We start from the raw sequence: 26,398 nt of genomic DNA on the forward strand, positions 1-26,398 counted from the left end.
ACGGCAACGGACGACACGGGGTGTCCGAACCTCGCGGTCGGTTATCCCCAGAATACGAGGCTGTAGACGTAGGCGAAAGCAAACGTCCAACGCAGACCAAACCGGAGGTGACGTCATGGCTTCATTCTGGGCCATAATTCTCCCCTCCCCCGAAGTCGTGACATCGCCTCACGCCTCCATTTCATCAAGTCTGCCCCGAACTAGCGAAGCCGGGAGCACCGCATCGGGACCGAATCTGCGCACGGCCTGGTCCATGGCCTGTTCGGCCTCGCGCCAGCCGGTCTCCCGCGCACCCAGGCTGAGCTGGCGTGACGCCGATTCGGCAGGGCGCAGGCCCTCCATCCGGACCCCCACGAGGCGCAGCCGCACACGATCGAGATCCGCCGCCTGGAAGAGCTCGCAGGCTGTGGCGTAAATCTCCTGAGCGACGTCGGTGGGCTCCTTGAGAGTCCTGGACCGACTGATCGTGGAGAAGTCGGCGCGGCGCAGCTTCACGCTTACAGTCCTGCCCACGTGTCCGGCCTTACGCATCCGAGCGGCCACTCGTTCGGACAGGCGCAGCAGCTCACGCCTGATCACCTCGGGATCGTCGACGTCGGCGGCGAAGGTCTCCTCGTTGCCGATGCTCTTGTCGGGGACGTGCGCGGTCACCGGCCGCTCGTCCCGCCCCCAGGCCAGCGCCGCAAGGTGACCGCCCACCGCCTGCCCCAGCTCGCGCTGGAGCGTGCCAGGAGGCACCCTGGCCAGGTCTCCGACGGTGCGGATGCCCAGGCGTACCAGAGACTGCTCGGTGCGCTCGCCGACGCCCCACAGCGCCGACACGGGCAGCGGATGCAGGAAGGCCACGACCTCGTCGGCGGGCACCACCAGCATGCCGTCGGGCTTGCACTGTTTCGAGGCGAGCTTGGCGATGAATTTACTGCTCGCGATGCCCACCGAGCAGGTGATGCCGAAGCGCTCCAGCACCTCGGCCCTGATCATCGCGGCGATCACGGCCGGCGGGCCCAGCCTGCGCCCGGCGCCGGCCACGTCGAGGAACGCCTCGTCGGAGGCGACGGGCTCGACCAACGGGGTGACCGAGTGGAAAATCTCCATGACGCCCCGGGAGACCTCGGTGTACTTGCCGTGGCTGGGCGGGATGATCGTCGCCTGCGGGCACAGCCTGCGCGCCCTGCTCATGGGCATCGCCGAGTGCACGCCCCGGGCCCTGGCCTCGTAGGTGGCGCTGAGCACCACCCCCCGCCCGGCGGGCGAGCCCACGATCACCGGACGCCCCCGGAGCTCCGGGCGCTCCAGCAGCTCGACGCTGGCGAAGAACGCGTCCATGTCGACATGCAGGATCGGACAGCCGCTGTCATCGACCCCGGTCCGCGGAGCGGGGCCCATGCCTGTGATCTGCTTACGAGACACGCCGCCTATTCTATCCGAACAAGTGTTCTACGCCGATGGCCCTGGTCATGGTCACTGCAGATGGCCCAGCAGGTGGAGCTGGGTCGCGATGTCCCGCAGCACCGGATGAGCCGAGGCGGCCTGCTCCAGCGCCACCAGCGCCTCGGCGGCGCCCGGCTCGCCGTCGAGCAGGCGGCTCGGCACCAGGTCGGCGAAGACCCGCACGCCGTGCACCGCGCCCGGCACGAACCCCGCCGTGCTCAGCAGCCCGGTGAGGGCGTCGGCGGTGAAGCGCCGCGGCGTGGGGTCGCGGTCGCCCCAGCTCCCCGCCGGGTCCGTCAGCACGGACCTGGCCTCGTCGAACTGCCCCGCCAGCGCGCGGTGGATGGCGCTGGCCACCGGGTTGGCCGCCAGCACGCTCACCGCACCGCCCGCGCGGACGAGCTGGGCCATGGCGGTCAGCGCGCCGATCGGATCCTCGACGTACTCCAGCACGCTGTGACACAGGACCAGGTCGGCGCTGTCGCGGCTGAGCAGGTCTCCCAGGTCGGCGGCGTCGCCCTGGAGCCCGCGCACCTCCACGCCCTTCTCCTTGGCCCGGCGCTCCAGCGCGGCCAGCGAGTCGGGGCTGGGGTCGACCACGGTCACCGAGTGACCCAGCACGGCCAGCGGCACGGCGAACCCACCGGTGCCGCCGCCGGCGTCGACGATGTCGAGCGCGTCCCGCCCGGTGGCGGCGGCCAGCTCGGCCAGCACCCCCCGCAGCGCGTCCCAGACGACGGCGGTGCGCACCGCCGGGGTCCTCGTGGCGCCTTCAGCTCGCAACGTCGGCTCGCCTCCCTCTCCTTCATGGACGCGCCCAGCCTACGCCGTGCACGCGATCGTCCGCTCCCCCACATCGGGGGCAAAATCCCCCACCCGGAAAACCAGGGAGAGATGAAGACGCGGGGACGGGCCAAGAACCCCCAGGGATGGTGGGTGGTCCCACAGGTAAAGGTGACGGGCGGTCAGAGGTGGCGGGTGAGGGACCAGAGGTGAAGGTGACGGGCCGTTACAGGTGGCGGGCCAGCTCCCAGGGGTCGTGGGCGGAGATCACCGTCACGTCCTCCGGGAGCTCACGGAGCCGTGCCTGGTTGGCGATCCGGAGCTCGGCGTCCACCTGGGAGTCGAGCTGCACGACGTCGAGCAGCGGATGCGGCCGCGGGTCGGTGCGGGAGAGCTCCCGGTGGTAGAAGTACGCGTCGCCCGCGTGCAGCAGCCACCCGTCGCCCCGCTTGACGGCCACCCCGGCGTGCCCTCTGGTGTGCCCGCCCAGCGGGAGCAGCAGAATCTCCGCCCGCACCCCGTCCAGCTGGAGCGCCCCCTCGAACCCGTACCACTCGCTCCCGGCCGCGGCCGGATAGGTGACCCAGGAGGGCCCGTGCGCCCAGTGCCCGGGCCGGTAACGGCGGCTCGGGCCCTCGTCCAGGGCGGCCTTCAGCTCGGCCTCCATGACGTGCACACTGGCGTGCGGGAAGTCGGGCAGCCCGCCGCTGTGGTCGACGTCCAGGTGGGTGAGCACGATGTGCCGTACGTCAGCGGGGTCGTGGCCGAGCGCGGCGACCTGCTCGACGGCGGTCTCGGCGGGCACGAGCGCCGGCTCGACCAGCGCCGCCCACTCCGGGTCGAGCAGCTCGCCGGGCCGCGCCACGTCGTCCGTGCCGAGCCCGCTCTCCACGAGCACCAGCCCGGAGCCGGGGGTCTCGATGAGCAGGGCGTGGCAGACGGCGGGGGCGGGGGCGAGCCCGTGGGTCGATTCGAGCTCGCGCATCGAACCGAGATTCAGGTGATGGATTCGCATGGGCACTAGACTGCGACTTGAAGCGCGGTTCAAGTCAAGGAGATGGGCGCATGCTGCTCGACATCGCGGAGGTGTCCCAGCGGGCCGGCCTGGCCCCCTCGGCCCTGCGCTTCTACGAACGCAAGGGCCTCATCACCGCCGACGGCCGCAACGGCCTGCGCCGCGCCTACCATCCGGAGACGCTGAGCCGGCTCGCCCTGATCGCCTGCGCCCGCGACGCCGGGTTCACCCTGGCGGAGATCGCCGCCTTCCTGCACGCGGGCCCGTCGGACACGGTGCTGCGCGAGCGGATGGCGGCCAAGGAGCGCGAGGTCAGCGAGCGTGTCGACCAGCTCACCCGGCTGCGTGACAGCCTGCGCCACGCCGCCGTCTGCGCGCACGACCCGCTGGTGGAGTGCCCGGAGTTCAAGCAGGCGATACGGCGCGCGCGGTGAGTGGCCGCGCGCCCGCCGCCGTCAAAGGGTCAGACTGGGCTTGAGCTGTTTGAAACGGGCCAGCAGTCCGTTGACGAACTGCGGCGACTCGTCCGTCGACAGCTCCGCCGCCAGGTGCACCCACTCGCTGATGACGACGCCCTCGGGCACGTCGGGCATCCACAGCAGCTCGTACGTGCCGCCACGCAGCAGGTTGCGGTCGACGGCGGGCATGCGGTCGAGAGTCCACCCCTCGGAGTAGGTGGTGATCAGCTCGTCGATGCGGACGTGGTGCCTGGCGACGCCCTCGACGATGGCCGAGGTGTACTCGTTCACCGGGGGATCCTTGCGCTCCACCCGCTCACCGAGGATCTTGAGCGGGTCCTCGGTGCGCGCCTCGGCCTCGAAGAGGATGTCAAGTGCTCGCCTGCGTGCTTTGCCGCGTGCCGACACCTCAGGCCCGGCCGAGGTATTCGCCGCTGCGGGTGTCGACCTTGACCCGCTCGCCCGGGGTGATGAAGAGCGGCACCTTGATCTCGGCGCCGGTCTCCAGGGTGGCGGGCTTGGTGCCGCCGGTGGAGCGGTCGCCCTGCAGGCCCGGCTCGGTGTTCTCGATGGTCAGCTCGACCGCGGCGGGCAGGTCCACGTACAGCGCGGAGCCCTCGTTGAACGCCACGGTGGCGAGGGTGTTCTCGAGCATGTAGTTGGCGGCGTCGCCGACCGTGAGGGCGGGCACGTTGACCATGTCGTAGGTCTCGGTGTCCATGAACACGAAGTCGTCGCCGTCCTTGTAGGAGTACTGCATCTCGCGCTTGTCGACGTTGGCCACGTCGACTTTCACTCCGGCGTTGAAGGTCTTGTCGACGACCTTGCCGGAGAGCACGTTCTTGAGCTTGGTGCGCACGAACGCGCCACCCTTGCCCGGCTTGACGTGCTGGAACTCCACAACGGCCCAGAGCTCACCACCGTCGAGCTTCAGCACCATGCCGTTCTTGAGGTCGTTGGTCGTCGCCACTCGTTCTCTCCCGCGTGTGGCCGCTCAAAGGACGAGCAGCTCCTTGGTCGTCTTGGTGAAAAGTTCCGCCCCGCTCCCACGTGTCACGAGAGTGTCCTCGATGCGAACGCCGCCCCGGCCCGGAAGATAGACCCCCGGCTCGACGGTGATCGGAACTCGATCCTCAAGTCTACCGGTACGTGACGGGCCCAGGAACGGGTCCTCGTGGATCTCCAGGCCCACTCCGTGGCCGAGGCCGTGCCGGAAACGGTCGCCGTGGCCCGCGGCCGTGATGATGGAGCGGGAGGCGAGATCCACCTCCTGGGCCTGCGCGCCGGGCAGGACGGCCTGGGAGCCCGCCCGCTGGGCCTCGGCGACCAGATCGTAGATCTCCCGCTGCCAGTCCGCGGGCCGGCCCAGGCAGACGGTGCGCGTCATGTCGGCGTGGTAGCCCTGGTAGAGGGCGCCGAAGTCCATGGTGACCAGGTCGCCGGAGCGCAGTTCCCTGTCAGTGGGGGCGTGGTGCGGGATGGCGCCGTTCTCCCCGGCGGCGACGATGGTCTCGAAGCCGGGCTTGTCGGCGCCGAGCTCGATCATGCGGGCGTCGAGCAGGCGGGCGAGGTCCCGTTCCGTGACGCCCGGCCGGATGTTCCGCGAGATGTCGGCGAACGCCTGGTCGGTGATCGCGCAGGCGGTGCGGACCAGCTCCAGCTCGTCGTCGTCCTTGACCATCCTGAGCCGCTCGACCAGGGGCTCCAGCGGCACCAGTCCGCCGCCCAGCCGGTTGAAGGTGGCCACGCTCATGCTCGCCGCCTCGATGCCGACGCCGGGCACGGCCAGTCTGCGGGCCACGTCGGACGCCTCCACCGCCTCGACGTCCAGGCCGCGCGTCTTGTCGATGTAACGGTTGTCGGTCACCAGCAGCGCCGACCCGTCGGCACCGACCAGGACGGCGGCGTTGGAGCTGGCCAGCCCGGTGAGATAGCGCACGTTGACGCCCGAGGTGACCAGCATCGCGTCGACCTCGTACGTGGGCAGCATGGCCGCGAGGCGCGCCCGCCGTTCCTGGTAATTGACCGTCATTTCGCCAATGTACGTGCATCGCCCAGCCTGCCACTATGGGCGACTGACGCCACTAATCCAGCGGCCACTCGCGCAGCCACTCGGCCAGCGGGCCTTCCTGTGCCACCTGTCCCCTGTCCTGCGCTCTGATGAGGTCACGCGTGATGCCCCTGAGCTGGTCGCGTCCCTCCTCCTGCTTGCCCTCGGCGAACTTCTCCCCGGCCTTCCTGATCTTCTCCTGGGCCTTGCCCGCCACGCGGGGATCGATCCCGTTCAGGGTCACCTGGTGCCTGATGGTCTCATTGAGGTTCCGCATGTAACCGTTCCACCCGCCGGGCGGCTGGCCGACGCCGACGATGCCTTTGGGATCCGCCGCGCCCGTCTCCTGGAGGCTGGTGGGCTCGCTGGTGGGCAGGGGCGAGAAGGACGGCTCCTGGGTCGGGGTGGGGGTCGGCGTCGGCGTGGGGGCCGGGGCGCTGGTCGAGGGCGTCGCGCTCGGGGTGGTGCCGGCGACGGGCGTCCCCTGCCCCATTCCGCCCCACACCACCATCGCGACGGTGACGGCCACGATCGCCGCCAGCGCCGCCCCGAACTGGATGAACAGCCGCCTGTTGGCGGCGTCCGGTGCGGGCGGCGGCGGCGCGAGCTCGGCCGCGTCGAAGATCGCGGTGTCCCCGGCGCGCGGCGCGGGCGCCTGGAACTCGGGGGCGGGGCTCGCCACCACCTTGGCCCGCGGCCTGGCGATGCCGGCCAGCGTCCGCCGCAGCGACTCCCCGCTGCCGGGCCGCTGAGCGGGGTCCTCGGCCAGCAGGGCGACGACCAGGCGGTCCAGCTCCTCCGGCACATCGGGGCGCAGCGAGCGCGGCCCCTGCCCGGCGGGCGGCTGCCCGGCGAGCAACTCGTACATGATCACGCCGAGCGCGTAGAGATCGGCCTGCGCCTCACCGCCACGCCCGTCGAGCTGCTCGGGGGCCCGGTAGCGGCGGTCCTCGGGCGCGGTCTCCTGCTCGGCCAGCCCGAATCCGACGACCTTCAGCACTCCGCTGCCGGCCAGCCGGAGGCTGCCGGGCTTCAGCTGCCCGTGCACCACTCCCGCCCGGTGGGCCGCGTCCAGTCCCGCCGCGGCCTGCCCGACCAGGTCGCACACCTCGACGATCTTCATCGGCCCGCGCCCGGCCAGCTCCTCGGCCAGGCTGGGCCCGGTGAGGAACTCCATCACCAGGAACGGGGCGCCGTCGTTGTCACCGACGTCGAGCACCATGGCCACGTTCGGATGGATCACCCGGGCGATGGCCTGGGCGTGCTGGCGCAGGACCTGCCGGGTGCCCGCGCCCACCGCCTTGGCGCCCAGCATTCGCACGGCCACGGTCCAGTCGGCGCGGGTGTCGTAACCGCGCCACACCTCTCCCATCGGCGAGCTGCCGATGAGCTCATCGAGCCGATACCGGCCGGCCACCAGTGACGGGGTCTCGTCGGACATATCTCCGCCAATACTCAAACAATCATCAGTTTTCGACCCACCATAGAGGCACCAGCCCTCCCACCGCCCCGGGACGGGGACACCGGACACGCCGAACGCCCGCCCTCCCTGAGGAGAACGGGCGCTCAGACGTGTGCGTACCGGTGTGCAGGTCGCCTAACGGCGAAAGGCACAACGCGGCTCCAGCCGAACGGTATTCCGCGAAGGCGATAGGTGAGGCCCTGGGACACTGGTCACACCGGTCACGGGAGATGTAACCAAGGCACGCCGCCGAACATTCCCGCGAGCCGGGCCCGGTTTTCAGGCCGCGATCTCCTTGATGGTCTCGATCAGCCGGACCCGCTCCTCGTGCGTCTTGCCGAACGGGCTGACGTTGAGCGTGGTGACGCCCGACTCCTTCATCGCCGCGACGCGGTCGCGGACGAACCCCTCGCTGCCGATCAGCGACATCCTCTCCAGCAGCTCGGCCGGCACCAGCGCCGCCGCCTCGTCCTTCTTGCCGTCGAGGTAGAGCTCCTGGATCCGCTCGGCCTCCTTCTCGTAGCCGTAGCGCCTGGCCAGGTCGTTGTAGAAGTTCTTGCCCTTGGCGCCCATGCCGCCGATGTAGAGCGCCGCCATCGGCCGGCCGAACTCCAGCAGCTCGCTCACGTCGTCGCCGATCGCCAGGGCGGCCTGCGCGATCACGTCGAGCTCGCCCAGCTCCGGATCCCGCTTGGCCTTGCCCGCGGCCAGCGACGCCCCCCACACGTCGGCGGCCTTCTCCGGCATGTAGAAGATCGGCTCCCAGCCTTCGGCCAGCTCCGCGGTCAGCTCGACGTTCTTCGGGCCGATGGCCGCGACCACGATCGGGATGCGGGACCGTACCGGGTGGTTGATGAGCTTGAGCGGCTTGCCGAGGCCGGTGCCCTGCCCTTCGGGCAGCGGCAGGGTGTAGTGCTTGCCGTCGTAGCGCAGACGCTCGCGCCGCCACACCTGGCGGCAGATCTCGATGACCTCTCTGGTACGGCCCAGCGGCGCGGTGTAGGGGACGCCGTGGAAGCCCTCGATCACCTGCGGGCCCGATGCGCCGAGTCCCAGCGTGAAGCGGCCGTCGGAGACGTAGTCCAGGCCGGCGGCGGTCATCGCGAGCAAGGTCGGCGTGCGCGAGTAGATCGGCAGGATGCCGGAGGCGATCTGCAGCCGCTCGGTCCTGGCCGCGATGTAGCCCATCTGGCTGACGGCGTCGAAGCTGTACGCCTCGGCCACGAAGACGATGTCGAGCCCGGCCTTCTCGTAGTCGGCCAGTTCGGCGACCGTCTCCTTGAAGCCGCCCGCGTAGTTGAGTGCCATCCCGATGCGCATACCGGACTCCCCTGACCGAATGTTGTTCCGTTGCAATGCAGAGAGGTTAGCGTGTCCGCAAGTCGGCCAGCGAGCCACTAGCTTGGTCAGGTGCTGAGAGGGATCGTCGTCGTGGTGTCCGCCGTGGTGGCCGTGGCGCTGGCGGGGCACCGGCTCATTCCCGTCCTGGGCGGCTTCACGACGATCGTGGAGAGCGTGCTGCCGTGGCTCGGTTGGATCGTTCCGCCCCTGCTGGTCGCCGCCGTCCTGGCCCGCTCCGCGGCGGCCACCGCCGCCGCGCTGGTGCCCGGGGTGGTGTGGGCGGCGATGTTCGGCTCCACGCTGCTGCGCTCGCCGCCGGGCGGATCCAGCGACCTGGCGGTCGGCACCGTGAACGTGGGCGTGCGCAACAACGCCTCCGGCGAGGCGGTGCGCGCCATCGCCGACGACCTGGACCTGCTGGCCGCCCAGGAGCTCACCCCCGGCGGCCCGGCGGCCAAGCAGCTGAACAGGACCTTCAAGCACCGCTACGCCGTCAGCACGGTCGGGCTGTGGAGCCGCTACCCCATCTCCGCGCGCAAGCCGCTGGACGTCGGCATGGGCTGGGTGCGGGCGCTGCGCGCGGTGGTCTCCACGCCGAAGGGCAAGGTGACCGTCTACGTGATGCACCTGGCCTCGGCGCGCCCCGGGCACACCGCCTCCCGCGACACCTCGCTTGCCCAGGCGCGCAAGCTCATCGACGCCGACACCAGCGAGCGCGTCCTCCTGCTGGGCGACCTCAACACCGCCACCACCGACCGCGGGATGCGCGGGCTGACGCCGCCGCTGACCGACGCGCAGGAGGCGGCCGGCGACGGGTTCGGCTTCACCTGGCCGGCGGAGTTCCCCATCACCAGGCCCGACCACATCCTGTTCCGCGGGATGACGGCGACCGAGGCGGGGGTGGCCCCGGCCACGGGCAGCGACCACCGGGCCGCCATCGCCTCACTCCGCCTGTAGCAGGCGCAGGTCCTCCGGCGTGTCGATGTCGGCCGGGTCGCCGGGGCACGCCACCTCGGTGACCAGCTCGGGATGGGCGGCGAGGAACGGCCGCGCCCCCACGTCGCCGCGGGCCAGCGCCGTCACCTCGGCGAAGTGCCCGCGCTCGATCAGCACCGGGTTCCTGCGCCGGCCGCCGTAGGTCGCCACCGCCACCCCGGCGCCGGAGTCGATCAGCGCGCGCACCGCCTCCGGCCGCACGAACGGCTGGTCCACCAGCGCGATCACCACCGCCTCCGCCTCAGCGGGCACCGCGGCCAGGCCGACCCGCAGGGACGAGCCCATACCGGACGCCCAGTCAGGATTCTGTACGGTCACCGCGCGGCGCACCTGGGGCGTGGCGGCACCCAGCACGACCACCACCGGATGGCACCCGCCCTCCTCCAGCAGCCGCACGCCACGATCGACCAGCCGCTCACCCTGATGCTCCAGCAGCGCCTTGGGCCTGCCCAGCCGGGCGCCCTGCCCGGCCGCGAGCAGCAACCCGGCGACCCGTGACCGTCTCATGGTCCCTCGTGGTGGATGCGGCCCTCGGTGTCGGTCAGCGGCCGCCCCGAGCCGCCCCAGCGGAGCTGGATGAGCTCGGCTGCGATCGCCACGGCGGTCTCCTCCGGGGTGCGGGCTCCGAGGTCGAGGCCGATGGGCGAGCGCAGCCGCGCCAGCTCCTCCTCCGTCAGCCCCGCCTCACGCAGCCGGGCCAGCCGCTCGTCGTGGGTGCGGCGCGAGCCCATCGCGCCCACGTAGCCCGCGTCGGTGCGCAGCGCCACCTCCAGCAGCGGCACGTCGAACTTCGGATCATGGGTCAGCACGCAGATCACCGTACGCTCGTCCACCGGCACCGTGGCCAGATAGTCGTGCGGCCACTTCACCACCACCTCGTCGGCCTCGGGGAAGCGCTTGGCGGTGGCGAAGACGGGCCGGGCGTCACAGACGGTGACGTGGTAGCCGAGGAACTTGCCCACCCTCGCCACCGCCGCCGCGAAGTCGATCGCGCCGAACACCAGCATCCGGGGCGTCGGCGCGAAGGACTGCACGAACACCGCCAGGTCGTCCAGCCGCCGCTCGCCCTCCGCGCCGTAACGCCGGATGCCGGTCAAGCCCTGGGCCAGCATGCCGCGCACATCATCGTCCACGGCGTCGTCCAGCCGCCGCGGGCCGAGCGCGCCGGAGGCGCGGCCGGGCCAGATGACACGGCGGGCGCCCACCCGACCGGGCCCGGACAGCACGGTGGCGACGGCGACCGGCTCGCGCGCGTCGATCGAGGCCGCGATCTCCGCCAGCTCCGGGAAGGTCTCCTGGGAGATCCGCTCCACGAAGATGTCGATGATGCCGCCGCAGGTGAGCCCGACGGCGAAGGCGTCGTCGTCGCTGACGCCGTACCTCTGCAGGACGGGCGTGTCGATGCCGGTGGCGAGCTCGAACACCGCGCCCTCCACGCACCCGCCGGACACACTGCCGACGACCTCGTCGCCGTGCACCGCCATGGCCGCGCCCGGCTGCCGGGGCGCGCTGCTGAACGTGCTCACCACCGTGGCGAGCCCGAACGGGACCCCCGACCTCCACCAGCGCATGATCTCTGGCAGTACGTCACGCATGGGCGAGCCTTTCGCTGAGTTCCTCGTAGGCGGCCAGGCTGTGCCCGGCCACCAGATCGTCAAGATACGGCAGGGCGGCGCGCATGCCCCCCGTGAGCGGCTGGTAGTCCTCGTACCCCTTGTGCGGGTTGGCCCAGATCATCCGGTGCGCCTGCCTGGCCAGCCTGGCCAGCTGCGCGCCGAGCAGCGCCGGATCCCCTCGCTCCCAGCCGTCGGAGGCGATCACCACGATCGCGCCTCGCGCGCTGTGCCGGACGAGGAACTCCCTGAGCTCCTCCCCCAGTCGGGTGCCGCCGCTCCAGTCCGGGATCGCCCGCGACGCCTCGTCGAGCGCGGTGCCGGGGTCGCGGTGGCGCAGCTCGCCGGTGATCGAGGTGAGCCGGGTGCCGACCGAGAACACCTCGGTGGCCCGCGGCTCGCTCCTGACCAGGGCGTGCGCGAAGCGCAGCAGCGTCTCCGCGTACGCCGACATCGAGCCGCTGACATCCACGAACAACACCACCCGGCGCGGCCTGGTGGTGTGCCGCCGGTGCAGCAGCCTGGCCACCTCGCCCTTCCTGAGCGTCTCGCGGATGGTGCGCCGCGGGTCCAGCGCCCCCCGGTGCGCGCTCCGGTGGCGTCGCGACCGCCTGGTGGCGCGTCCGCGGCTGAGCATCGACAGCATCCGGTGCACCTCGGCCCGCTCGGCCTCGGTCAGCCTGGCCACGTCCCGGTGCCGCAGGACCTCGGCCCGGCTGGCGGTCGCGGGCGCCGCCTCGCCCTCCTCGCGCCGCTCGCCGTCCGCCGCCGCGGCGGTGTGCCGGGTCACGGTCGTCGTCGCGGTACGGCTCAGGGCCGCCTTGGCGCCGCCGAAGTACGCGGCGAAGCACCGGTCGTAGCGGGGCAGGTCATCGGGGCCCGAGCAGAGGGTCAGCCTGCCGGCCCAGTACACCTCGTCCGGCACGGTCACGTCGAGATGGTCGAGCGCCAGCAGCAGGTTCCGGGCCCTGGCGTGGTCGGCCGCCACCCCGGCGGCCCGCAGCGTCCTGACGAACCCGGTGACGGTCGCGGCCAGCTCACGCATGGTGCAGCAGCCCACCGGCCAGGACGCGCTCGACGTCCTCGCGGTACTTCAGCGCGGCGCCCAGTGAGGCCGCCGCCAGGTCCGGGTCCAGCTCCTTCGCGCCGAGCGTGAGCAGCGCCTCGGTCCAGTCGAGCGTCTCGGCCACGCCGGGCGGCTTCACCAGCTCGGCCCGGCGCAGCCGCTCGGCCGCCCGGGCCACCTGAGCCGCCAGCGTCTCGGTGCACTCGGGCAGGCGGCGCAGCAGGATCGCCACCTCGCGGTCGAAGCCCGGATGCTCCAGCCAGTGGTAGAGGCAGCGCCGCTTGAGCGCGTCGTGCACCTCCCGCGTCCGGTTGGACGTCACCACGACCACCGGCGGTGTGGCAGCCCTGATCGTCCCCAGCTCGGGGATGGAGATGCTGAAGTCGGACAGCACCTCCAGCAGGAACGCCTCGAACTCGTCGTCGGCCCGGTCGATCTCGTCCACCAGCAGCACGCTCGGCTGCGTCTCCAGGGCCTTCAGCAGCGGCCGCGCGATCAGGAACCTGCGCCCGTAGATCTCTCCTTCGAGCCGGCCCAGGTCGGCGACCCCCGCCGCCTCGGCCGCCTTCAGATGCAGCAACTGCCGGGCGAAGTCCCAGTCGTAGAGCGCCTGGGCGGCGTCGAGCCCCTCATAACACTGCAACCGGATCAGCGGCGCCCCGAGCAGCGCGGCCAGCGTCTTGGCCAGCTCGGTCTTGCCGACCCCCGCCTCCCCTTCGAGGAACAACGGCCGCCGCATCCGCAACGCCAGGAACGCGGCGGTGGCGAGCCCTTCGTCGGCCAGATAGGCATGCCGGTCGAGCAACTCGATGAGCTTGGTCGGCGACTCGATGTCCATTGCCCTGATTGTCCGCCGCCACGCGCTCTCAAGCAACGCACCACCGGGCCCGACGAGTCCATCACCCATAGTAATGTCTCAGTCACAGAAAAGGAAGGGAGGGGCCATGGCCCCGAGCCTGCTACACGAGATGCCCCTCGAGATGATCTCCCGTCGCCCCGGCTTCGCGCTGGAGTTGCTCGCCTGGGGTTTGCGCGGGCACGCCGACGATTACCACGACGCCTGTCTGGAATCGGTCGACCTGAACGAACGCATTCCCACCGAATACCGGGCCGACTCGGTCATTTCGGTAAAGGGCCCCGACGGCCGCAAGCGCTTCGTGATCGTCGAGGTGCAGCGCACCTACAAGGAGGAGAAGGTCTGGGCCTGGGCGGCGTACGTCGGCGCCCTGATGGGCCGGCACAAGTGCGGCGTCATGCTGGTCGTGGTCTGCCTCGACCGGAAGACCGCCGCCCGATACCGCAAGCCGATCACGCCAGAGGAAAGCTCGCTGATCATCTGCCCCGTGGTCGTCGGCCCCGACGAGCTTCCCGTCCTGAGGAAAGCGGCGGATGTCCTGGCCTCTCCAGAGATCGCCACCCTCAGCGCGATCACCCGTCCCGACGACGTCGAAACGGTCGTCGCGGTGGCCACGACGCTGGCCACTTTCGAGGACGAGCGGGGCCTCATTTACTACGATTACCTGCGAGGACAGCTTCCTGAGGCGGTCCGCAAACGACTGGAGGAATTCATGATCGACACTGCCCCACGCCTCCCCGACCGCTTCACCGAGCCCATCGAGCGCGCGGCCGAGGCACGGGGCGAGGCACGAGGCGAGGCCCGCGGAGAGGTCAAGGGTCTCCTCACGGTGATTGAAGCGCGCCGGCTGCCCCTGCCCGCGGACCAGCGCGAGATCATCGAGTCCTGCGTCGACACCGACAGGCTGCTGAGCTGGACGAGAAAGGCCGCCACCGCCTCCAGCGTCGACGAGATCTTCGCCGACTAGCCGGCGGTCACTGCTCGCGGGCCTCGCCGCGCTCGCGGATCAGTGCCGACAGCTCGGCCGTGGCGCGGCCGGCCAGGGCCTTCTCCGATCCCTGGATGCCCATGGCGCCGATCGTGCGCCCGTCGGAAAAGTCGATCTTGGGCCACGGGTCTCCGACGAGGAGGGTCACGTCGAGCACCTCTGGCCAGGTGTAGCGGTAGGTGCGCACGGCGTTGACGAGCGTGATGCCCTCCTCGTCGGCCTCCACCCGGACCCGGCCGAGCAGATGGAGCACGTACGCCACCGCGCAGCCGAAGGCCACGATCGCCAGCCGGTCGGGGAGCTGGAAGGTGGAGGCGATGAGGACGGCCATCACCACCGCCCCGAGCACGATCAGCACGGCGAATCCGTAGGCGACGATCCGCCCCCGGCGGGGACGCCAGACGACGGGCAGGGGCGGAGGCTGGACGGGCTCAGGCACGGACGAAATTTACCGCAGGTCAGTGGAGGGTCCGCAGGAGGATGGCGGTCTCCAGCGCGGCGATCGCCGACTCGTACCCCTTGTCCTCCTTGCTTCCCGGCACCCCGGAGCGCTCGATCGCCTGGTCGAGCGTCTCGCAGGTGAGCACGCCGTTGCCGACGGGGGTCCGCTCGTCGAGGGAGATCCGGGTCAGCCCGGCCGTGACCGAGTCGCAGACGTAGTCGAAGTGGGCCGTGTCGCCGCGGATGACCGCGCCGAGCGCCACCACCGCGTCGCAGCGGCGGGCCAGCGCCTGCGCGACCACGGGGATCTCCAGTGAGCCGGGCACCCGGACGACGGTGGTGGTGGCGCCCGCGTCGTCGCACGCCTGGACGGCCCGTTCCACCAGCCGGTCGGTGATGTCGGCGTGCCAGCTGGCCGCCACCACCCCGACCGTCAGCCCTTTCGCGTCCGGCACGGCCGTCACGTCCGGTCGTCCGTCGCCGCTCATGATGCCTCCGAGATGTCGTGGCCGAGACGGTCGCGCTTGGCCTTGAGATAGCGCTCGTTGTAGGGGTTCATGGCGACCGGCATGGGCTCGCGGCCGAGGACCTTGATGCCGTAGCCGTCCATGCCCTTGAGCTTGGCCGGGTTGTTGGTGAGCAGCCGCACCGACTTGACGCCGAGGTCGGCGAGGATCTGCCCGGCGTTGGAGAACTCCCGGGCGTCGATCGGCAGCCCCAGCTCGACGTTGGCGTCGACGGTGTCGATGCCGCCGTCCTGCAGGCCGTAGGCCCGGAGCTTGGCGAGCAGGCCGATGCCACGGCCCTCGTGCCCGCGCAGATAGACGATCACGCCGCGGCCCTCCTCGGCGATGACGGACATGGCGTGGTCGAGCTGCACGCCGCAGTCGCAGCGCAGCGAGCCGAACACGTCGCCGGTCAGGCACTCGGAGTGGGCGCGGACCAGCACGTTCTCGCCGTCGTCGAGGTCGCCGTAGACGAGCGCGAGGTGCTCGCCGCCGTCGAGCGCGCTGGCGTAGCCGTACGCCCGCCACACGCCGTAGGCGTTGGGCACCATCGTCTCGGCGACCCTGGTGACCATGCTCTCGGTCCGGCGCCGGTGGTCGACGAGCTGCTCGATGGAGACGAGCGCCAGATCGTGCTCGTCGGCGAAGGCCCGCAGCCGCGGGAGCCTGGCCATGGTGCCGTCGTCGTTGACGACCTCGGCGAGCACGCCCGCGGGGGTCAGGCCGGCGAGCCTGGCCAGGTCCACCGCCGCCTCGGTGTGGCCGCGCCGGGCCAGGACGCCGCCGTCGTGGTAGCGCAGCGGGAAGATGTGACCGGGGCGGACGAGCTCGTTCGGCTCGGTGGCGGAGTCGGTGAGGGCGCGGATGGTCCGCGCGCGGTCGGCGGCGGAGATGCCGGTGGTGACGCCGTCGCGGGCGTCCACACTGATCGTGTACGCGGTCCGCAGCCGCTCCCTGTTGTGGAAGACCATCAGGGGCAGGCCGAGCCGGTCCAGCTCCGGGCCCTCCATGGGCACGCAGATCACGCCGCTGGTGTGCCTGATCGTGAACGCCAGCAGCTCGGGGGTGGCCTTGGAGGCGGCGAAGATGATGTCGCCCTCGTTCTCCCGGTTCTCGTCGTCGACGACCACGACCGCCTTGCCCGCGCGGATGTCGTCGATGGCCCGCTCGACCGGGTCGAAGATGATGTCGTTCATGAAGCCACCGCCACTTGCCCGTGACCGGCGGCACCCTGGTACTCGCGCAGCCATTTGACGAACCCGACCAGGACGAGCACGAAGAACAACCCGTAGACGGCGCCGGAGACGACCAGCCCGGAGCTGAACGCGAGCGGCACCCCGACGAGGTCGACGGCCACCCAGACGATCCAGAAGTCGACCAGCGCCCTGCCCTGCGCCCAGGTGGCGACGGCACTGCCGACGAAGATGTAGGCGTCGGCGGCCACCAGGAACGCGCCCTTGGGCAGCGGCTCGTGCGCCCCCCAGGACAGGCCGGTGGCGTAGAAGAACAGCCCGACCAGGACCGTTCCGACGAGCATCACCGAGACGAGCAGCAGCCGCTCCCGCCCGGTGGCGGGCCTGACGGAGAGCTCCCTGCCGCCCTGGGTGCCGCGGCGCCAGGCCCAGAAGCCGTAGATGGCCAGGCCCGCGAACAGCGCCTGCTTGAGCGCGTTGCCGGTGATGGCGGCGTTGACCGAGGCGACGAACAGCAGCACCGAGGCCAGGAACTGCACCGGCCAGGTCCACATCGACTTGCGCATGGCGAACAGGACCGTGGCCAGAGCGGCGATGTTGCCGATCAGGTCCGTCCAGAGCACGTGTGTGCCGAACACCTCGAATCCGGCGTTGGCCCAGTTCACTGCCCGACCACCAGCCTTTCCACATACTTCGCGATCACGTCGACCTCGATGTTCACCAGGTCGTCCACCTGGCGCTCGCCCATGGTGGTCAGTTTCAGCGTGGTGGGGATGAGGCTCACGCCGAAGCTTCCATCGTCAACAGTCGTCACGGTGAGACTGATTCCGTCGATGGCGATCGAACCCTTCTCGGCCACGTAACGGCTCAGCTCCGCCGGCAGGGAGAAGCGCAGGTTGTCCCAGTTGTCGCCGGGCTCCCTGGACAGCAGCACGGCGGTGCCGTCCACGTGGCCCTGCACGATGTGGCCGCCGAGGCGCTGGTCCGCCCGTACGGCACGTTCGAGGTTGACGGCGGAGCCCTCGGCCAGGGCGCCGAGCGAGCTGCGGTCCAGCGACTCCTTGATCACATCGACGGTGAACACGTCGCCGCGCACCTCCACGACCGTGAGGCAGACGCCGTTGACGGCGATCGAGTCGCCGTGCCGCGCGTCGGAGGTGACGATCGGGCCGCGCACGGACAGCCTGGCCGAGTCGCCGGCCGGCTCGACGGCGACGACCTCGCCCTTCTCCTCGATGATTCCGGTGAACATCACTTCTCCCTGCTGTGTGGTGGGGTCGCGGGCCGGGCGGTGAGCCTCACATCCGGCCCGATGAGGGAAACCTCGTCGAAGATCAGTCGGTGGGCCTGGCCGATGCCGCGCACCCCGGCCTCGCCCAGCGCGGCGGGCCCGGCGCCGAGGAGGGCCGGCGCGACGTAGGCGACGACGCGGTCGACGAGCCCGGCCCGGACGAAGGAGCCCGCGAGCGTGGGGCCTCCCTCCAGGAACACGCTGACGACCTGGCGCGCGGCCAGCTCCTTGAGCAGGGCGCCCAGGTCCAGGCCGCTGTCGTGACGCGGCAGCCGCACCAGGTCGGCGCCGGCGCCCTCGATGCCCTCGATGCCCTCGATGCCCGTGCCTTCGAGGACGGCGTCCTCGGCGATGGCGACCAGCGTGGGGGCCTCACCGTCCAGCACCCTGGCGTGCGGCGGGGTCCTCGCGTCGGTGTCGACCACGACCCGGAGCGGGCGGCCGGGGGTGCGGGCGGGGCGGGCGGTCAGGCGGGGGTCGTCGGCCAGGACGGTGCCGACCCCGGCCACGATCGCGTCGCAGCGGGCGCGCAGGCGGTGAACGTCGGCCCTGGCCTCGGCGGACGTGATCCACCGGCTGGTGCCGTCGGCGGCGGCGGACCTGCCGTCGATGGTGGCGGCGAGCTTCCAGGTGACGTGCGGCCGGCCGAGGCGGGCGTAGGTGAGCCATTCGGCGTTGACTCGCTCGGCCTCCTCGGCGAGCAGTCCGGACGTCACCGCGACGCCGCCCGCCCGCAGCCGCGCGGCTCCTCCGGCGGCCTGGGGCGTGGGGTCCGGCACCGCGATGACCACCCGCGCGACGCCCGCGTCGAGCAGCGCGCGGCTGCAGGGACCGGTCCTGCCGGTGTGGTCGCAGGGCTCCAGGGTCACGTACGCGGTCCCGCCACGGGCGCGCTCGCCCGCTTCGCGCAGGGCGACGACCTCGGCGTGCGGGCCGCCCGCGTAAGCGTGGAACCCCTCGCCGGCGACCTGGCCGGCGGCGTCGAGCACCACGCAGCCGACGACCGGATTGGGGCTGGTGCCGCCGTGTCCGCGCGCGGCCAGCTCGACGGCGCGCGCCATGTGCGTGGTGTCCTGCACCCCGGGCCTCCTACGCCAGTAGCTCTCAGCCATGGCGGGCCCCGGGGGGATGTGGTGCGCGAACGCATCACAGTGGCGCCCGGCCTGAAGCCGGACACCCGCGCGCTTCCTCCCATCCGGACTTTAACCGTCGGTCCCGGAATTTCACCGAGTCAACCGGCCGATGGCATCGGCCGGGTCGCGGACTGTCACCGCCGGTTCGGACTTTCACCGACCCCGGAGCACGCTAGCTCTTTCGTTCTCACAGTGTGCCATGCGCATGCAAGCGCATGCGACCGCCCTCACTTTATCAACCAAGCGCCCGATAAGACAGCCGCTCAAGCTGCCATGAGCCGGCGGGCGCGGCGGGCGTCCGGGGCGTAGCGGACGTTGGCGGGGACGAAGTGCAGGCCGGTGTGCAGGGTGCGCAGCGTGGCGGTCGCCCACAGGTCGCCGACGGGGGTGGCGGGCAGGCCGTACATCCTTCTCGCCCAGCGCGGCAGCGTGGCGAAGGCCAGCAGGGTCACGGCGGGGAGCGCCGGCTTGAACGGGGTGAGCAGGCGTGGCAGCGGCGCCTTGAGCGACAGCAGCAGCGGATGGGCCGCCTCCGGCACGAACCCGAGCCCGGGACGCTCCGCCTCGATGTAGTCGCGCATCTCGGCGACCGTGCCGGGCACGTCGGCCGGGTCCAGGCCCACCACCTCGGCGGCGCGCCGCCACTCGCCGACGAAGGTGTCGGCGTCGGCGTCGCTGAGCCGGACGCCCGCCCTGCGGGCCACCGTGAGGTACGAGTCGACCTCGCCCACGTGGACCCAGCGCAGGCCGTCGGGCTCGTCCAGCCGGTAGCGCTCGCCGGTGTCGGGGTCGAGGCCGGTCAGCTTGGCGTGGATCCTGCGGACCCGCCGTCCCGCCTTCTCCACCTCGGGCAGGGTGCCGTACGTGCGCACCCGGACGAACTCGGTGGTTCGCATGAAACGGGACCAGGCCTCGGCGGGGTCCATGAGCGCGGAGTTCTGCAGGACGCCGCGCATCGTCCTCGGGTGCAGGCCCTGCATGAGGAGCGCCCGGAACCCGCCGACCAGCAGGATCGGCTCCCCCATCACCCGCCACGTGACGGAGTCCGGCCCGAACAGTCCAAGGTCCTCCATAAGTAACTGGTTACCCAGGAAGACGGGGCTCTATGTCAGGATTTGTCGGACTCGCACGCCGTCAACCCAGGCCGCGCGTTCATTCGGGTCACGCCGTCGGCTCACGTCACACCCTCGGCTCACGCCACACCCTCAGCTCACGCCACACCCTCGGCTCAGACCGCGCCTTCGGCCAGTGACCGCAGCGAGGCGACCGCCGCCTCCCGGTCGTCGGCGCCGTACACCGCGCTGCCCGCCACGAACACGTCGGCCCCCGCCTCGGCGCAGCGCTCGATGGTGTCGGCGGACACGCCGCCGTCCACCTGCAGCCACACCTCGCCGCCGTGCCGTTCGATGAGCCCGCGAGCCCGCCGGATCTTGGGCAGCACCATGTCCAGGAACTTCTGCCCGCCGAACCCGGGCTCGACCGTCATCAGCAGCAGCATGTCGATCTCACCGATCAGATCGTCGTACGGCTCCACGGCGGTCGCCGGGTTGAGCGCGAGCCCGGCCCTGGAGCCGAGCGAGCGGATCTCGCGCAGCGTGCGCACCGGCGCCGAGGACGCCTCGGCGTGGATGGTGACGCTGCCCGCGCCCGCCTCGGCGTAGGCGGGGGCCCAGCGGTCGGGATCTGTGATCATGAGGTGGCAGTCGATCGGCAGCGTGGCCGCCTTGAGCAGCGCCTCGACCACGGGCAGCCCCAGGGTCAGGTTGGGCACGAAGTGGTTGTCCATGACGTCCACGTGGAGCCAGTCGGCGTTCGGCACCGCGGCGACCTCGTCGGCGAGCCGGGCGAAGTCGGCGGACAGGATGCTGGGCGAGATCTGTACGGCCATGATTCTGAGAGTCTATTGAACGGCTCGGTCTCCTCCGCACGGGCCCCGCACGGGCCCCGCACCGGCCCCACGCGGGCCGGTCAGCGCGCGGCGAGCCGGGCTTCGAGGCCGTCGAGGATGGCCCGCAGCCCGAACTCGAAGCTGTCGTCGGGCGCCGCGCCGTAGTCGGCGACCGGTGCGGCCTCAAGCCTGGCACGCAGCCGGGGAAACTCCATCGCGATCTCGGTCGCCCGCGCCATGGTCTCGCGGACCGCTTCCTCCGCGTCGCCGCCGTCCCGGCTCAGCCGCCTGGTCAGCGCGGCCGTGGCCGACTCCCCCAGGGCATTGCCGAGCACGAACATGAAGACGGCCGCCGCCGCCTGGTCCGCCTCCGCCCCGGCGAATCCGGCCGCTTCGTAGACGGCGAGGCTGTGGTCGTCATGGCGGGATTTGCCGGGGCCGTGGAACAGGTGGGAGGCCAGCGCCTGCACCAGCCAGGGGTGCCGGGTCAGCATCGCGTACAGGTCGGCGGCCATCGACGCGGCCGCGGCCCGCCAGCCGACCGCCGCGGGGTCGGGCAGCTTGATCTCGTCCCACACCTGGTCGCCGGCGAGCACGACGAGGTTGTCCTTGCTCTTGACGTGCCAGTAGACGGCCGTCGCGGCGGAGTCGAGCCGCTTGCCCAGACTGCGCATGTTGAGGCCTTCCAGGCCGTCGGCGTCGAGCAGCTCGATGGCGGTCTGGACGATCTGGTCCCGGGTCAGCGTGTCACGCGGCATGCGCTCACGATAGGGCACCCAAGCCGACTTGCACAAAGTTCAAGCGATGACTTGCACAGTGTTCAAGTTCTGGTCTACGTTTCACTTGAACAAAGTGCAAGTCGCCCTCCTGAGGAGAACCCCATGATCGTCCTGGCCGCTGTCATGCAAGTGCTCATCGCCCTGGCCTTCGTCAGCATCCCGCTGGTGCGCCACCGCTACGGCACCGGCGCGAAGCAGAACGCGGAGGCGGAGCTCACCCGCCAGGGCGTGCCGGTCACCGTCCTGGAGGAGAACAAGCTGAGCTTCGACGCCAGCGGCCACGAGACGGCGGCCCCCGTCACGGTCGCGGTGATCATGGTGATCCTGGCCACGCTCAACCTGCTCGGCGAGCCGTGGGGTCAGACCCTGACCTGGATCTTCCAGCCGCTCGTCCTGCTCGGCAACGCGCTGATCCTCTACAGCCAGCTCACCGCCGTGCGGTCGGTGGAGTCCGCCTTCGCCCGCAAGGGCGACCCGATGCTCCAGCGCATCGACGTGACGGCCCTGCTCAAGGCGGCCGAGAGCGGCTTTCCCCGGTGGGTGCTGCCGACCTTGCAGAACATCCGGCACACCGTGGTGTTCGCCGGCTCGGCCCTCGCCCTGATCGCGGCGATCATCGCCTGACGAGACCGCGTGGACGGCACGACTCGGACCGGCCTCCCCACGAGCCGGTCCGCACGTGTTCAGCGGGACGTCACGCCTTGCGCAGCAGCGCCAGGAACATCGCGTCGGTGCCGTGCCGGTGCGGCCAGAACTGCGCGTGCGGGCCTTCTCCCAGCCCGTCCACCTCCGGCAGGTAGTGACGCGCGTCGAGCTGCTCCACGTCCTCCCTGCGCCCGGCCACGTCGCCCACCACGACCCGGGTCTCGGCCAGGTGCGGCGAGCAGGTGACGTACGCGACCACCCCACCGGGACGCACGGCGTCGAGCGCCCCCGCGAGCAGCCGGCGCTGCAGCCTGCCCAGCTCCGCGATGCTCGACGGATCCCGCCGCCAGCGCGCCTCGGGCCGCCGGCGCAGGGCCCCGAGCCCGGTGCAGGGCGCGTCGAGCATCACCCGGTCGAACACCCCGGGCCGCCACGCGGGCTCCGTGCCGTCAGCGGTGATCACCGCGGCCTCCCTGGTCGTCTGCCAGACGAGCCGCGCCCGGTGATACTGCACGTCACTGGCCAGCAGCCGGGCGCCACCGGGAAACGCCTCGGGGCCCACGTCGCGCCCCCGCGCCCCGGAGTCCTTCAGCCCTTCGACGTCGCCGTAGGCGGCGATGGCGTCCAGCAGCCCCGCCTTGCCGCCCGGCCCCGCGCACAGGTCCAGCCAGAGCTCGTCCGGCCCGTCGAGCGGCACCCTGGTCAGCGCGAGCGCGACGAGCTGGCTGGCCTCGTCCTGCACGGCGGCGCGCGTCTCGGCGACCGCCCTGATCCGCCCCGGGTCGCCCTCCTGCAGATAGGCGGCGTACGGCGAGTAACGGCCCGGCTCCGCGCCGGTCTCCGCGAGCTCCTCCACCGAGCTGCGCCCCGGCCGCGCCACCAGCGTCACCAGGGGCCGCTCGTTGTCCGCCGCCAGCAGGTCGGCCGTCTCATCGGCGGCGCCGCCGAGCGCGTCACGGAAGGCGCTGACGATCCACCGGGGATGGCTGTGCGCCACGGCCAGATGACCCGCGGGGTCGTGGGCGGGGTCGGGCGCCACGATCGGCACCCACTCGTCGATCGTCCTGGAAGCGATCTTGCGCAGCACGGCGTTGACGAACTTGGCCGCCCCCGCGCCGATACGCAGCCGTACCAGGTCCACGGTGGTGCCGACCGCCGCGTGCGGCGGGACGCGCATCTTGAGGAGCTGATGGGCGCCCAGCCGCAGCGCGTCGAGGACGGCGGGGTCGGGCGCGCGGTCGCTGCACATCTCGATGATCGCGTCATAGGTGCCGAGCCCGCGCAACGTCCCGTAGGCCAGCTCGGTCGCGAGCGCCGCGTCCCGCCCCTTGATGCCGCGCTCGCGCAGGATGCCCGGCATGAGCAGGTTGGCGTACGCGTCACGCTCGTCGACGGCGCGCATGACGTCGAAGGCCGCGTTGCGCGGCTGGTCACGCGCGGGCCTGCGCGGCCTTCCCGTACGACTCGCGCCCCCGCCTCCGGACGCCCGATCCCCCCGTGCCTTCATTGCCTCCGACTTTCCTCATGCTCACCGGCCACACCCACCGAGCACGCTCGCCCAGCATCGACCCTGTCCCGCTCCGAGAACCCGTACGCCCGCCTCGGGCGCGGCTCACCCGAACGTCTCGACGCTCCCCGCACGGATGCCCCGGGCCCACTCGACGGCGCTCATCAGCCGCTTGCCCTGCGGCTGGACCTCGCCCAGCTCCACCGGCTCGGTGGCCGTGCCGACCAGCACGCCGTGCTTGCCGGCCGCGATCTCGCCGGGCGCCAGCCGCTCCTGCCCGGCCGCGATCCGCACCGGCCCGAGCTTCAACCGCTGCCCCCGGAACTCGCTCCAGGCGCCCGGGTTGGGGGTGCAGGCCCGGACGAGCCGGTCGACGCGCAGGGCGGGACCGGTCCAGTCGACGCGGGCGTCCGCGACGTTGATCTTGGGGGCGACGCTCACCCCGTCGGCCGGCTGCGGCCGCGCCTCCAGCGTGCCGTCCTCGACGCCGTCGAGCGTGGCGGCGAGCAGCCCCGCGCCGGAGATCGACAGTCGTTCGAGCAGCGAGCCGCTGGTGTCGCCGGAGCGCACCTCCTCGGTGACCACACCGTAGACGGGCCCCGCGTCGAGCTCCTTGACGATCCGGAACGTCGTGGCGCCGGTGATCTCGTCCCCGTGCAGGACGGCGTGCTGCACGGGAGCGGCCCCGCGCCAGGCGGGCAGGATCGAGAAGTGCAGGTTGATCCACCCGTGGCGGGGCACGTCGAGCGCCGACTGGGGCAGCAGCGCGCCGTAGGCGACGACGGGACAGCAGTCGGGCTCCAGGGCGCGCAGCCGCTCCAGGAACTCCGGATCGCCGGCCTTGGCCGGGCGGAGCACCTCGATGCCCGTCTCCTCGGCCAGCTCCGCCACCGGCGACGGGTGCACCTTGCGCCCCCGGCCGGACTGGGCGTCAGGCCGGGTGACGACCGCGACCACCTCGTGCCGCGGCGAGTCGATCAGGGTGCGGAGCGACGGCAGCGCCGTCTCGGGCGTGCCCGCGAAGACCAGGCGCATCTCATAGGGCCTTTCCGCCGGTGCTGTGCGGGGAGAACCTGACCTGCGGAGCCTCCATGCCGCTCCACTCGGCCTCACGGATGGCCTTCATCGCGAGCTTGCGCTGCTTGATGTCCATCCGGTCGATGAACAGGATGCCGTCGAGATGATCGGTCTCGTGCTGGAAGCAGCGCGCCATCAGGTCGGTGCCCTCCAGCGTGACGGGCTCGCCGTACATGTTGAGGCCCTTGGCGACGGCGCGGATGGCGCGCGGGGTCGGGAACGACAGCCCGGGGAACGACAGGCAGCCCTCCTCACCCTCCTCGTCGAGGTCCTCGGACAGGTCGAGATCGGGGTTGATGAGGTGGCCGAGCTGGTCGTCGACGTAGTAGGTGAACACGCGCAGGCCGACCCCGATCTGCGGGGCCGCCAGGCCGGCGCCGGGGGCGTCCATCATCGTGTCGGTGAGGTCTTTGACCAGCTTGCGGAGCTCCTTGTCGAAGTCGACCACCGGAGCCGCCGGGGTGCGCAACACCGGGTCTCCGAACAGCCGGATCGCCTGGATCGCCAAGGGGGTCACTCCGTTCGTAGGTGGATCAATCCAGTTTAGTGTGCGCAAGGGAGCGAACTTTCATCGCCGCTTTGCGCGCGGCCTTCACGACGGCCTGGTCGTCGTGGGCTCCGGCGATCATGTCGAGCACGGCGATCGTGTCGGGGTGGCCGACCGCCGGCATCTCGGCGATGAGCTTGATGAGCTCCTCGCCGGGCTCGGGGGTGTCGAGCCGGCCCGCGGCGTGCCCCGACAGGTGCATCAGCGCCGCGAGCGAGTCGACGGCGATCCAGGTGTGGTCCTGGGGGCTGAGCGTGGGGGCGTCGAGGTCGCGGATGTGCAGCCAGGAGGCGGCGTAACGGCGCATGAGCGGCCGGTCGAGCGCCTCGCGCACGGGCGCCTCGGCCTCGGGGCCGAGCTCCTCCAGGATGGCGCCCACGGCGCCGCGCCGGCCCGCCGTGCCGTCGGCGGCGATGGCGATCAGGTCGCGCGCGGCCTCCTCCGGCGGGCGGCGCTCCAGCCATCCAGCGACCGCGCTCTGCGTGGCCGAGCCCTTCACCAGGGCATCGACGAGCTCGATCGCGGACAGGTCGGCGAAGACCTCGACCTCGGCGGCGGTGGGCGCGTCGTGGCCCTCGCGCAGCAGGTCCCGCCGGATGGCCCAGACGCCGAGCGGGGTGAGCGCGGTGCGGCCGGCGGCGGTCTGCTCCACCAGGCCGCAGTAGGCGAGCAGCGCCAGCGCCTCCAGCAGCTCGGCGGGCAGCGCGGCGGCGAGCCTGCGCATCTCCACCTGGCCGGGAGCGCAGGCCACCTCGTGGGACTGCAGGATGCCCCGGGCCAGGTTGGCGATCGCGACGCCCGACCGTACGGAATAGATCGTCGCGAGCATCTCGGCCAGGTGCCCGTCGACGACGACCGAGCCGGTCAGCCCCTCGTCGGCCCGGTCGAGCACGTCCATCACCACGCCGTCCCAGAACTCCAGGGTGGCCTCGACCGTGAGCTGGGGAGGCAGCGGCCCCCGGGAGACCTGGCCGGCCAGGATCTGGAGCAGGCCGGTGTTGACGGCCACGATCCAGATGAGGCGCAGCCGCGAGGCGTCCAGGCCGAGCTCGCTCACCGCGGCTCGCGCGGCGGCCTCCGGGAGCATCCCCTCGGGCGTCACCTGGCGGGTGCCGGTCCAGGCGGCGAGCCGGACGGCGTCGGCGACCAGCGGCACCATGGGGATCGTCCGGGCCAGCTCCGCGTCCTCGGCGAGCATGACGGGCGGGAAGGTGAGCGCCTCGTGCTCGACGGGGGTCTCCTCAGGCGGCCGGGGAGGCACGACGGCCTGCTCATCGATCAGCTTGCGCAGCTCGGCGAGGTCGAAGACGTTGTTTGCCACCCACGAAACTT

Annotated in this window: 29 protein-coding genes and 1 riboswitch; of the genes, 4 read left to right on the forward strand and 25 right to left on the reverse strand. The window is 71.7% G+C overall.

Features of this window, described 5'->3' with window-relative positions:
- Nucleotides 1–168 precede the first annotated feature (168 nt).
- The 3 genes from dinB to ACIBQX_RS05545 all read right to left on the reverse strand — a co-directional run bounded on the left by dinB (nucleotide 169) and on the right by ACIBQX_RS05545 (nucleotide 3,199).
- Entirely contained in the window at nucleotides 169–1,410 is a 1,242-nt protein-coding gene (dinB, locus tag ACIBQX_RS05535; RefSeq protein WP_397000903.1) for a DNA polymerase IV, read from the reverse strand.
- Between the two features lie 51 nt (nucleotides 1,411–1,461).
- The gene (locus ACIBQX_RS05540) at nucleotides 1,462–2,181 is read right to left on the reverse strand and encodes a methyltransferase domain-containing protein (RefSeq protein ID WP_397000905.1); all 720 of its coding nucleotides are present in this window, start codon (nucleotides 2,179–2,181) and stop codon (nucleotides 1,462–1,464) included.
- Nucleotides 2,182–2,440: 259 nt separating this feature from the next.
- Entirely contained in the window at nucleotides 2,441–3,199 is a 759-nt protein-coding gene (locus ACIBQX_RS05545) for an MBL fold metallo-hydrolase (protein WP_397000907.1), read from the reverse strand.
- A gap of 80 nt (nucleotides 3,200–3,279) precedes the next feature.
- Between ACIBQX_RS05545 and ACIBQX_RS05550 the strand changes: the two genes are divergently transcribed.
- On the forward strand, nucleotides 3,280–3,663 hold the full coding sequence (locus tag ACIBQX_RS05550; RefSeq protein ID WP_397000909.1) for a MerR family transcriptional regulator: 384 nt from the start codon (nucleotides 3,280–3,282) through the stop codon (nucleotides 3,661–3,663).
- Between the two features lie 21 nt (nucleotides 3,664–3,684).
- Here ACIBQX_RS05550 and nusB read toward each other — a convergent pair whose 3' ends face one another.
- From nusB to ACIBQX_RS05575, 5 genes are all read right to left on the reverse strand, one after another.
- Entirely contained in the window at nucleotides 3,685–4,095 is a 411-nt protein-coding gene (gene nusB / locus ACIBQX_RS05555) for a transcription antitermination factor NusB (RefSeq protein ID WP_397000911.1), read from the reverse strand.
- Nucleotide 4,096: 1 nt separating this feature from the next.
- Nucleotides 4,097–4,657 (reverse strand): elongation factor P, encoded by a 561-nt coding sequence (gene efp / locus ACIBQX_RS05560; RefSeq protein ID WP_397000913.1) that lies wholly within the window; start codon nucleotides 4,655–4,657, stop codon nucleotides 4,097–4,099.
- Between the two features lie 24 nt (nucleotides 4,658–4,681).
- Nucleotides 4,682–5,719 (reverse strand): M24 family metallopeptidase, encoded by a 1,038-nt coding sequence (locus ACIBQX_RS05565; RefSeq protein ID WP_397000915.1) that lies wholly within the window; start codon nucleotides 5,717–5,719, stop codon nucleotides 4,682–4,684.
- Nucleotides 5,720–5,771: 52 nt separating this feature from the next.
- Entirely contained in the window at nucleotides 5,772–7,178 is a 1,407-nt protein-coding gene (locus ACIBQX_RS05570; protein ID WP_397000917.1) for a serine/threonine-protein kinase, read from the reverse strand.
- 300 nt (nucleotides 7,179–7,478) lie between these two features.
- Complete coding sequence (locus ACIBQX_RS05575) at nucleotides 7,479–8,519, reverse strand: LLM class F420-dependent oxidoreductase (RefSeq protein ID WP_397000919.1); 1,041 nt, start codon at nucleotides 8,517–8,519, stop codon at nucleotides 7,479–7,481.
- A 90-nt stretch (nucleotides 8,520–8,609) separates the two neighbouring features.
- Between ACIBQX_RS05575 and ACIBQX_RS05580 the strand changes: the two genes are divergently transcribed.
- Nucleotides 8,610–9,497, forward strand: a complete 888-nt coding sequence (locus ACIBQX_RS05580; RefSeq protein WP_397000921.1) for an endonuclease/exonuclease/phosphatase family protein — start codon at nucleotides 8,610–8,612, stop codon at nucleotides 9,495–9,497.
- On the opposite strand, the gene ACIBQX_RS05585 is transcribed toward ACIBQX_RS05580, so the two are convergent.
- The 4 genes from ACIBQX_RS05585 to ACIBQX_RS05600 are packed head-to-tail and all read right to left on the reverse strand — an operon-like array spanning nucleotide 9,483 to nucleotide 13,053.
- Nucleotides 9,483–10,043: an NTP transferase domain-containing protein gene (locus tag ACIBQX_RS05585; RefSeq protein WP_397000923.1), complete on the reverse strand. Its 561-nt coding sequence runs from the start codon at nucleotides 10,041–10,043 to the stop codon at nucleotides 9,483–9,485. The genes ACIBQX_RS05580 and ACIBQX_RS05585 overlap by 15 nt on opposite strands.
- Nucleotides 10,040–11,131 carry an XdhC family protein gene (locus tag ACIBQX_RS05590; RefSeq protein WP_397000925.1) on the reverse strand — a complete coding sequence of 364 codons (1,092 nt, stop codon included), beginning with the start codon at nucleotides 11,129–11,131 and terminating at the stop codon, nucleotides 10,040–10,042. Before ACIBQX_RS05590 ends, ACIBQX_RS05585 begins: the two co-directional genes overlap by 4 nt.
- Nucleotides 11,124–12,194, reverse strand: a complete 1,071-nt coding sequence (locus ACIBQX_RS05595) for a VWA domain-containing protein (RefSeq protein WP_397000927.1) — start codon at nucleotides 12,192–12,194, stop codon at nucleotides 11,124–11,126. Before ACIBQX_RS05595 ends, ACIBQX_RS05590 begins: the two co-directional genes overlap by 8 nt.
- On the reverse strand, nucleotides 12,187–13,053 hold the full coding sequence (locus ACIBQX_RS05600) for an AAA family ATPase (protein ID WP_397000929.1): 867 nt from the start codon (nucleotides 13,051–13,053) through the stop codon (nucleotides 12,187–12,189). The genes ACIBQX_RS05595 and ACIBQX_RS05600 overlap by 8 nt, the downstream gene beginning before the upstream one ends.
- Nucleotides 13,054–13,159: 106 nt before the next feature.
- Between ACIBQX_RS05600 and ACIBQX_RS05605 the strand changes: the two genes are divergently transcribed.
- Complete coding sequence (locus ACIBQX_RS05605; RefSeq protein WP_397000931.1) at nucleotides 13,160–14,038, forward strand: hypothetical protein; 879 nt, start codon at nucleotides 13,160–13,162, stop codon at nucleotides 14,036–14,038.
- Nucleotides 14,039–14,045: 7 nt separating this feature from the next.
- On the opposite strand, the gene ACIBQX_RS05610 is transcribed toward ACIBQX_RS05605, so the two are convergent.
- The 9 genes from ACIBQX_RS05610 to ACIBQX_RS05650 all read right to left on the reverse strand — a co-directional run bounded on the left by ACIBQX_RS05610 (nucleotide 14,046) and on the right by ACIBQX_RS05650 (nucleotide 21,269).
- Nucleotides 14,046–14,498 (reverse strand): PH domain-containing protein, encoded by a 453-nt coding sequence (locus ACIBQX_RS05610; protein WP_397000933.1) that lies wholly within the window; start codon nucleotides 14,496–14,498, stop codon nucleotides 14,046–14,048.
- A 19-nt stretch (nucleotides 14,499–14,517) separates the two neighbouring features.
- Entirely contained in the window at nucleotides 14,518–14,988 is a 471-nt protein-coding gene (ribH, locus tag ACIBQX_RS05615) for a 6,7-dimethyl-8-ribityllumazine synthase (protein WP_397000935.1), read from the reverse strand.
- Complete coding sequence (locus ACIBQX_RS05620; protein WP_397000937.1) at nucleotides 14,985–16,202, reverse strand: bifunctional 3,4-dihydroxy-2-butanone-4-phosphate synthase/GTP cyclohydrolase II; 1,218 nt, start codon at nucleotides 16,200–16,202, stop codon at nucleotides 14,985–14,987. The genes ribH and ACIBQX_RS05620 overlap by 4 nt, the downstream gene beginning before the upstream one ends.
- Nucleotides 16,199–16,864 (reverse strand): nicotinamide riboside transporter PnuC, encoded by a 666-nt coding sequence (gene pnuC, locus ACIBQX_RS05625; RefSeq protein WP_397000939.1) that lies wholly within the window; start codon nucleotides 16,862–16,864, stop codon nucleotides 16,199–16,201. Before pnuC ends, ACIBQX_RS05620 begins: the two co-directional genes overlap by 4 nt.
- Complete coding sequence (locus tag ACIBQX_RS05630) at nucleotides 16,861–17,451, reverse strand: riboflavin synthase (protein WP_397000941.1); 591 nt, start codon at nucleotides 17,449–17,451, stop codon at nucleotides 16,861–16,863. Before ACIBQX_RS05630 ends, pnuC begins: the two co-directional genes overlap by 4 nt.
- Complete coding sequence (ribD, locus tag ACIBQX_RS05635; RefSeq protein WP_397000943.1) at nucleotides 17,451–18,569, reverse strand: bifunctional diaminohydroxyphosphoribosylaminopyrimidine deaminase/5-amino-6-(5-phosphoribosylamino)uracil reductase RibD; 1,119 nt, start codon at nucleotides 18,567–18,569, stop codon at nucleotides 17,451–17,453. The genes ACIBQX_RS05630 and ribD overlap by 1 nt, the downstream gene beginning before the upstream one ends.
- Nucleotides 18,570–18,667: 98 nt before the next feature.
- Nucleotides 18,668–18,798: riboswitch (FMN riboswitch) on the reverse strand.
- A gap of 88 nt (nucleotides 18,799–18,886) precedes the next feature.
- Nucleotides 18,887–19,696, reverse strand: coding sequence for an oxygenase MpaB family protein (locus ACIBQX_RS05640; protein WP_397000945.1), 810 nt, complete (start codon nucleotides 19,694–19,696; stop codon nucleotides 18,887–18,889).
- 155 nt (nucleotides 19,697–19,851) lie between these two features.
- Nucleotides 19,852–20,511 carry a ribulose-phosphate 3-epimerase gene (gene rpe / locus ACIBQX_RS05645; RefSeq protein ID WP_397000947.1) on the reverse strand — a complete coding sequence of 220 codons (660 nt, stop codon included), beginning with the start codon at nucleotides 20,509–20,511 and terminating at the stop codon, nucleotides 19,852–19,854.
- 80 nt (nucleotides 20,512–20,591) lie between these two features.
- Nucleotides 20,592–21,269, reverse strand: a complete 678-nt coding sequence (locus tag ACIBQX_RS05650) for a TetR/AcrR family transcriptional regulator (RefSeq protein ID WP_397000949.1) — start codon at nucleotides 21,267–21,269, stop codon at nucleotides 20,592–20,594.
- Nucleotides 21,270–21,392: 123 nt separating this feature from the next.
- On the opposite strand from ACIBQX_RS05650, the gene ACIBQX_RS05655 reads away from it, so the two are divergent.
- Nucleotides 21,393–21,914 (forward strand): hypothetical protein, encoded by a 522-nt coding sequence (locus tag ACIBQX_RS05655; protein WP_397000951.1) that lies wholly within the window; start codon nucleotides 21,393–21,395, stop codon nucleotides 21,912–21,914.
- Nucleotides 21,915–21,984: 70 nt separating this feature from the next.
- On the opposite strand, the gene ACIBQX_RS05660 is transcribed toward ACIBQX_RS05655, so the two are convergent.
- From ACIBQX_RS05660 to ACIBQX_RS05675, 4 genes are all read right to left on the reverse strand, one after another.
- The gene (locus ACIBQX_RS05660; RefSeq protein WP_397000953.1) at nucleotides 21,985–23,442 is read right to left on the reverse strand and encodes an RsmB/NOP family class I SAM-dependent RNA methyltransferase; all 1,458 of its coding nucleotides are present in this window, start codon (nucleotides 23,440–23,442) and stop codon (nucleotides 21,985–21,987) included.
- 105 nt (nucleotides 23,443–23,547) lie between these two features.
- Nucleotides 23,548–24,477 carry a methionyl-tRNA formyltransferase gene (gene fmt, locus ACIBQX_RS05665; RefSeq protein ID WP_397000955.1) on the reverse strand — a complete coding sequence of 310 codons (930 nt, stop codon included), beginning with the start codon at nucleotides 24,475–24,477 and terminating at the stop codon, nucleotides 23,548–23,550.
- A gap of 1 nt (nucleotide 24,478) precedes the next feature.
- The gene (gene def, locus ACIBQX_RS05670) at nucleotides 24,479–25,027 is read right to left on the reverse strand and encodes a peptide deformylase (RefSeq protein ID WP_397000957.1); all 549 of its coding nucleotides are present in this window, start codon (nucleotides 25,025–25,027) and stop codon (nucleotides 24,479–24,481) included.
- 25 nt (nucleotides 25,028–25,052) lie between these two features.
- Complete coding sequence (locus tag ACIBQX_RS05675) at nucleotides 25,053–26,387, reverse strand: hypothetical protein (RefSeq protein WP_397000959.1); 1,335 nt, start codon at nucleotides 26,385–26,387, stop codon at nucleotides 25,053–25,055.
- Nucleotides 26,388–26,398: the final 11 nt, after the last annotated feature.

Source organism: Nonomuraea sp. NPDC049714, from assembly GCF_044465295.1.
GTDB lineage: Bacteria > Actinomycetota > Actinomycetes > Streptosporangiales > Streptosporangiaceae > Nonomuraea.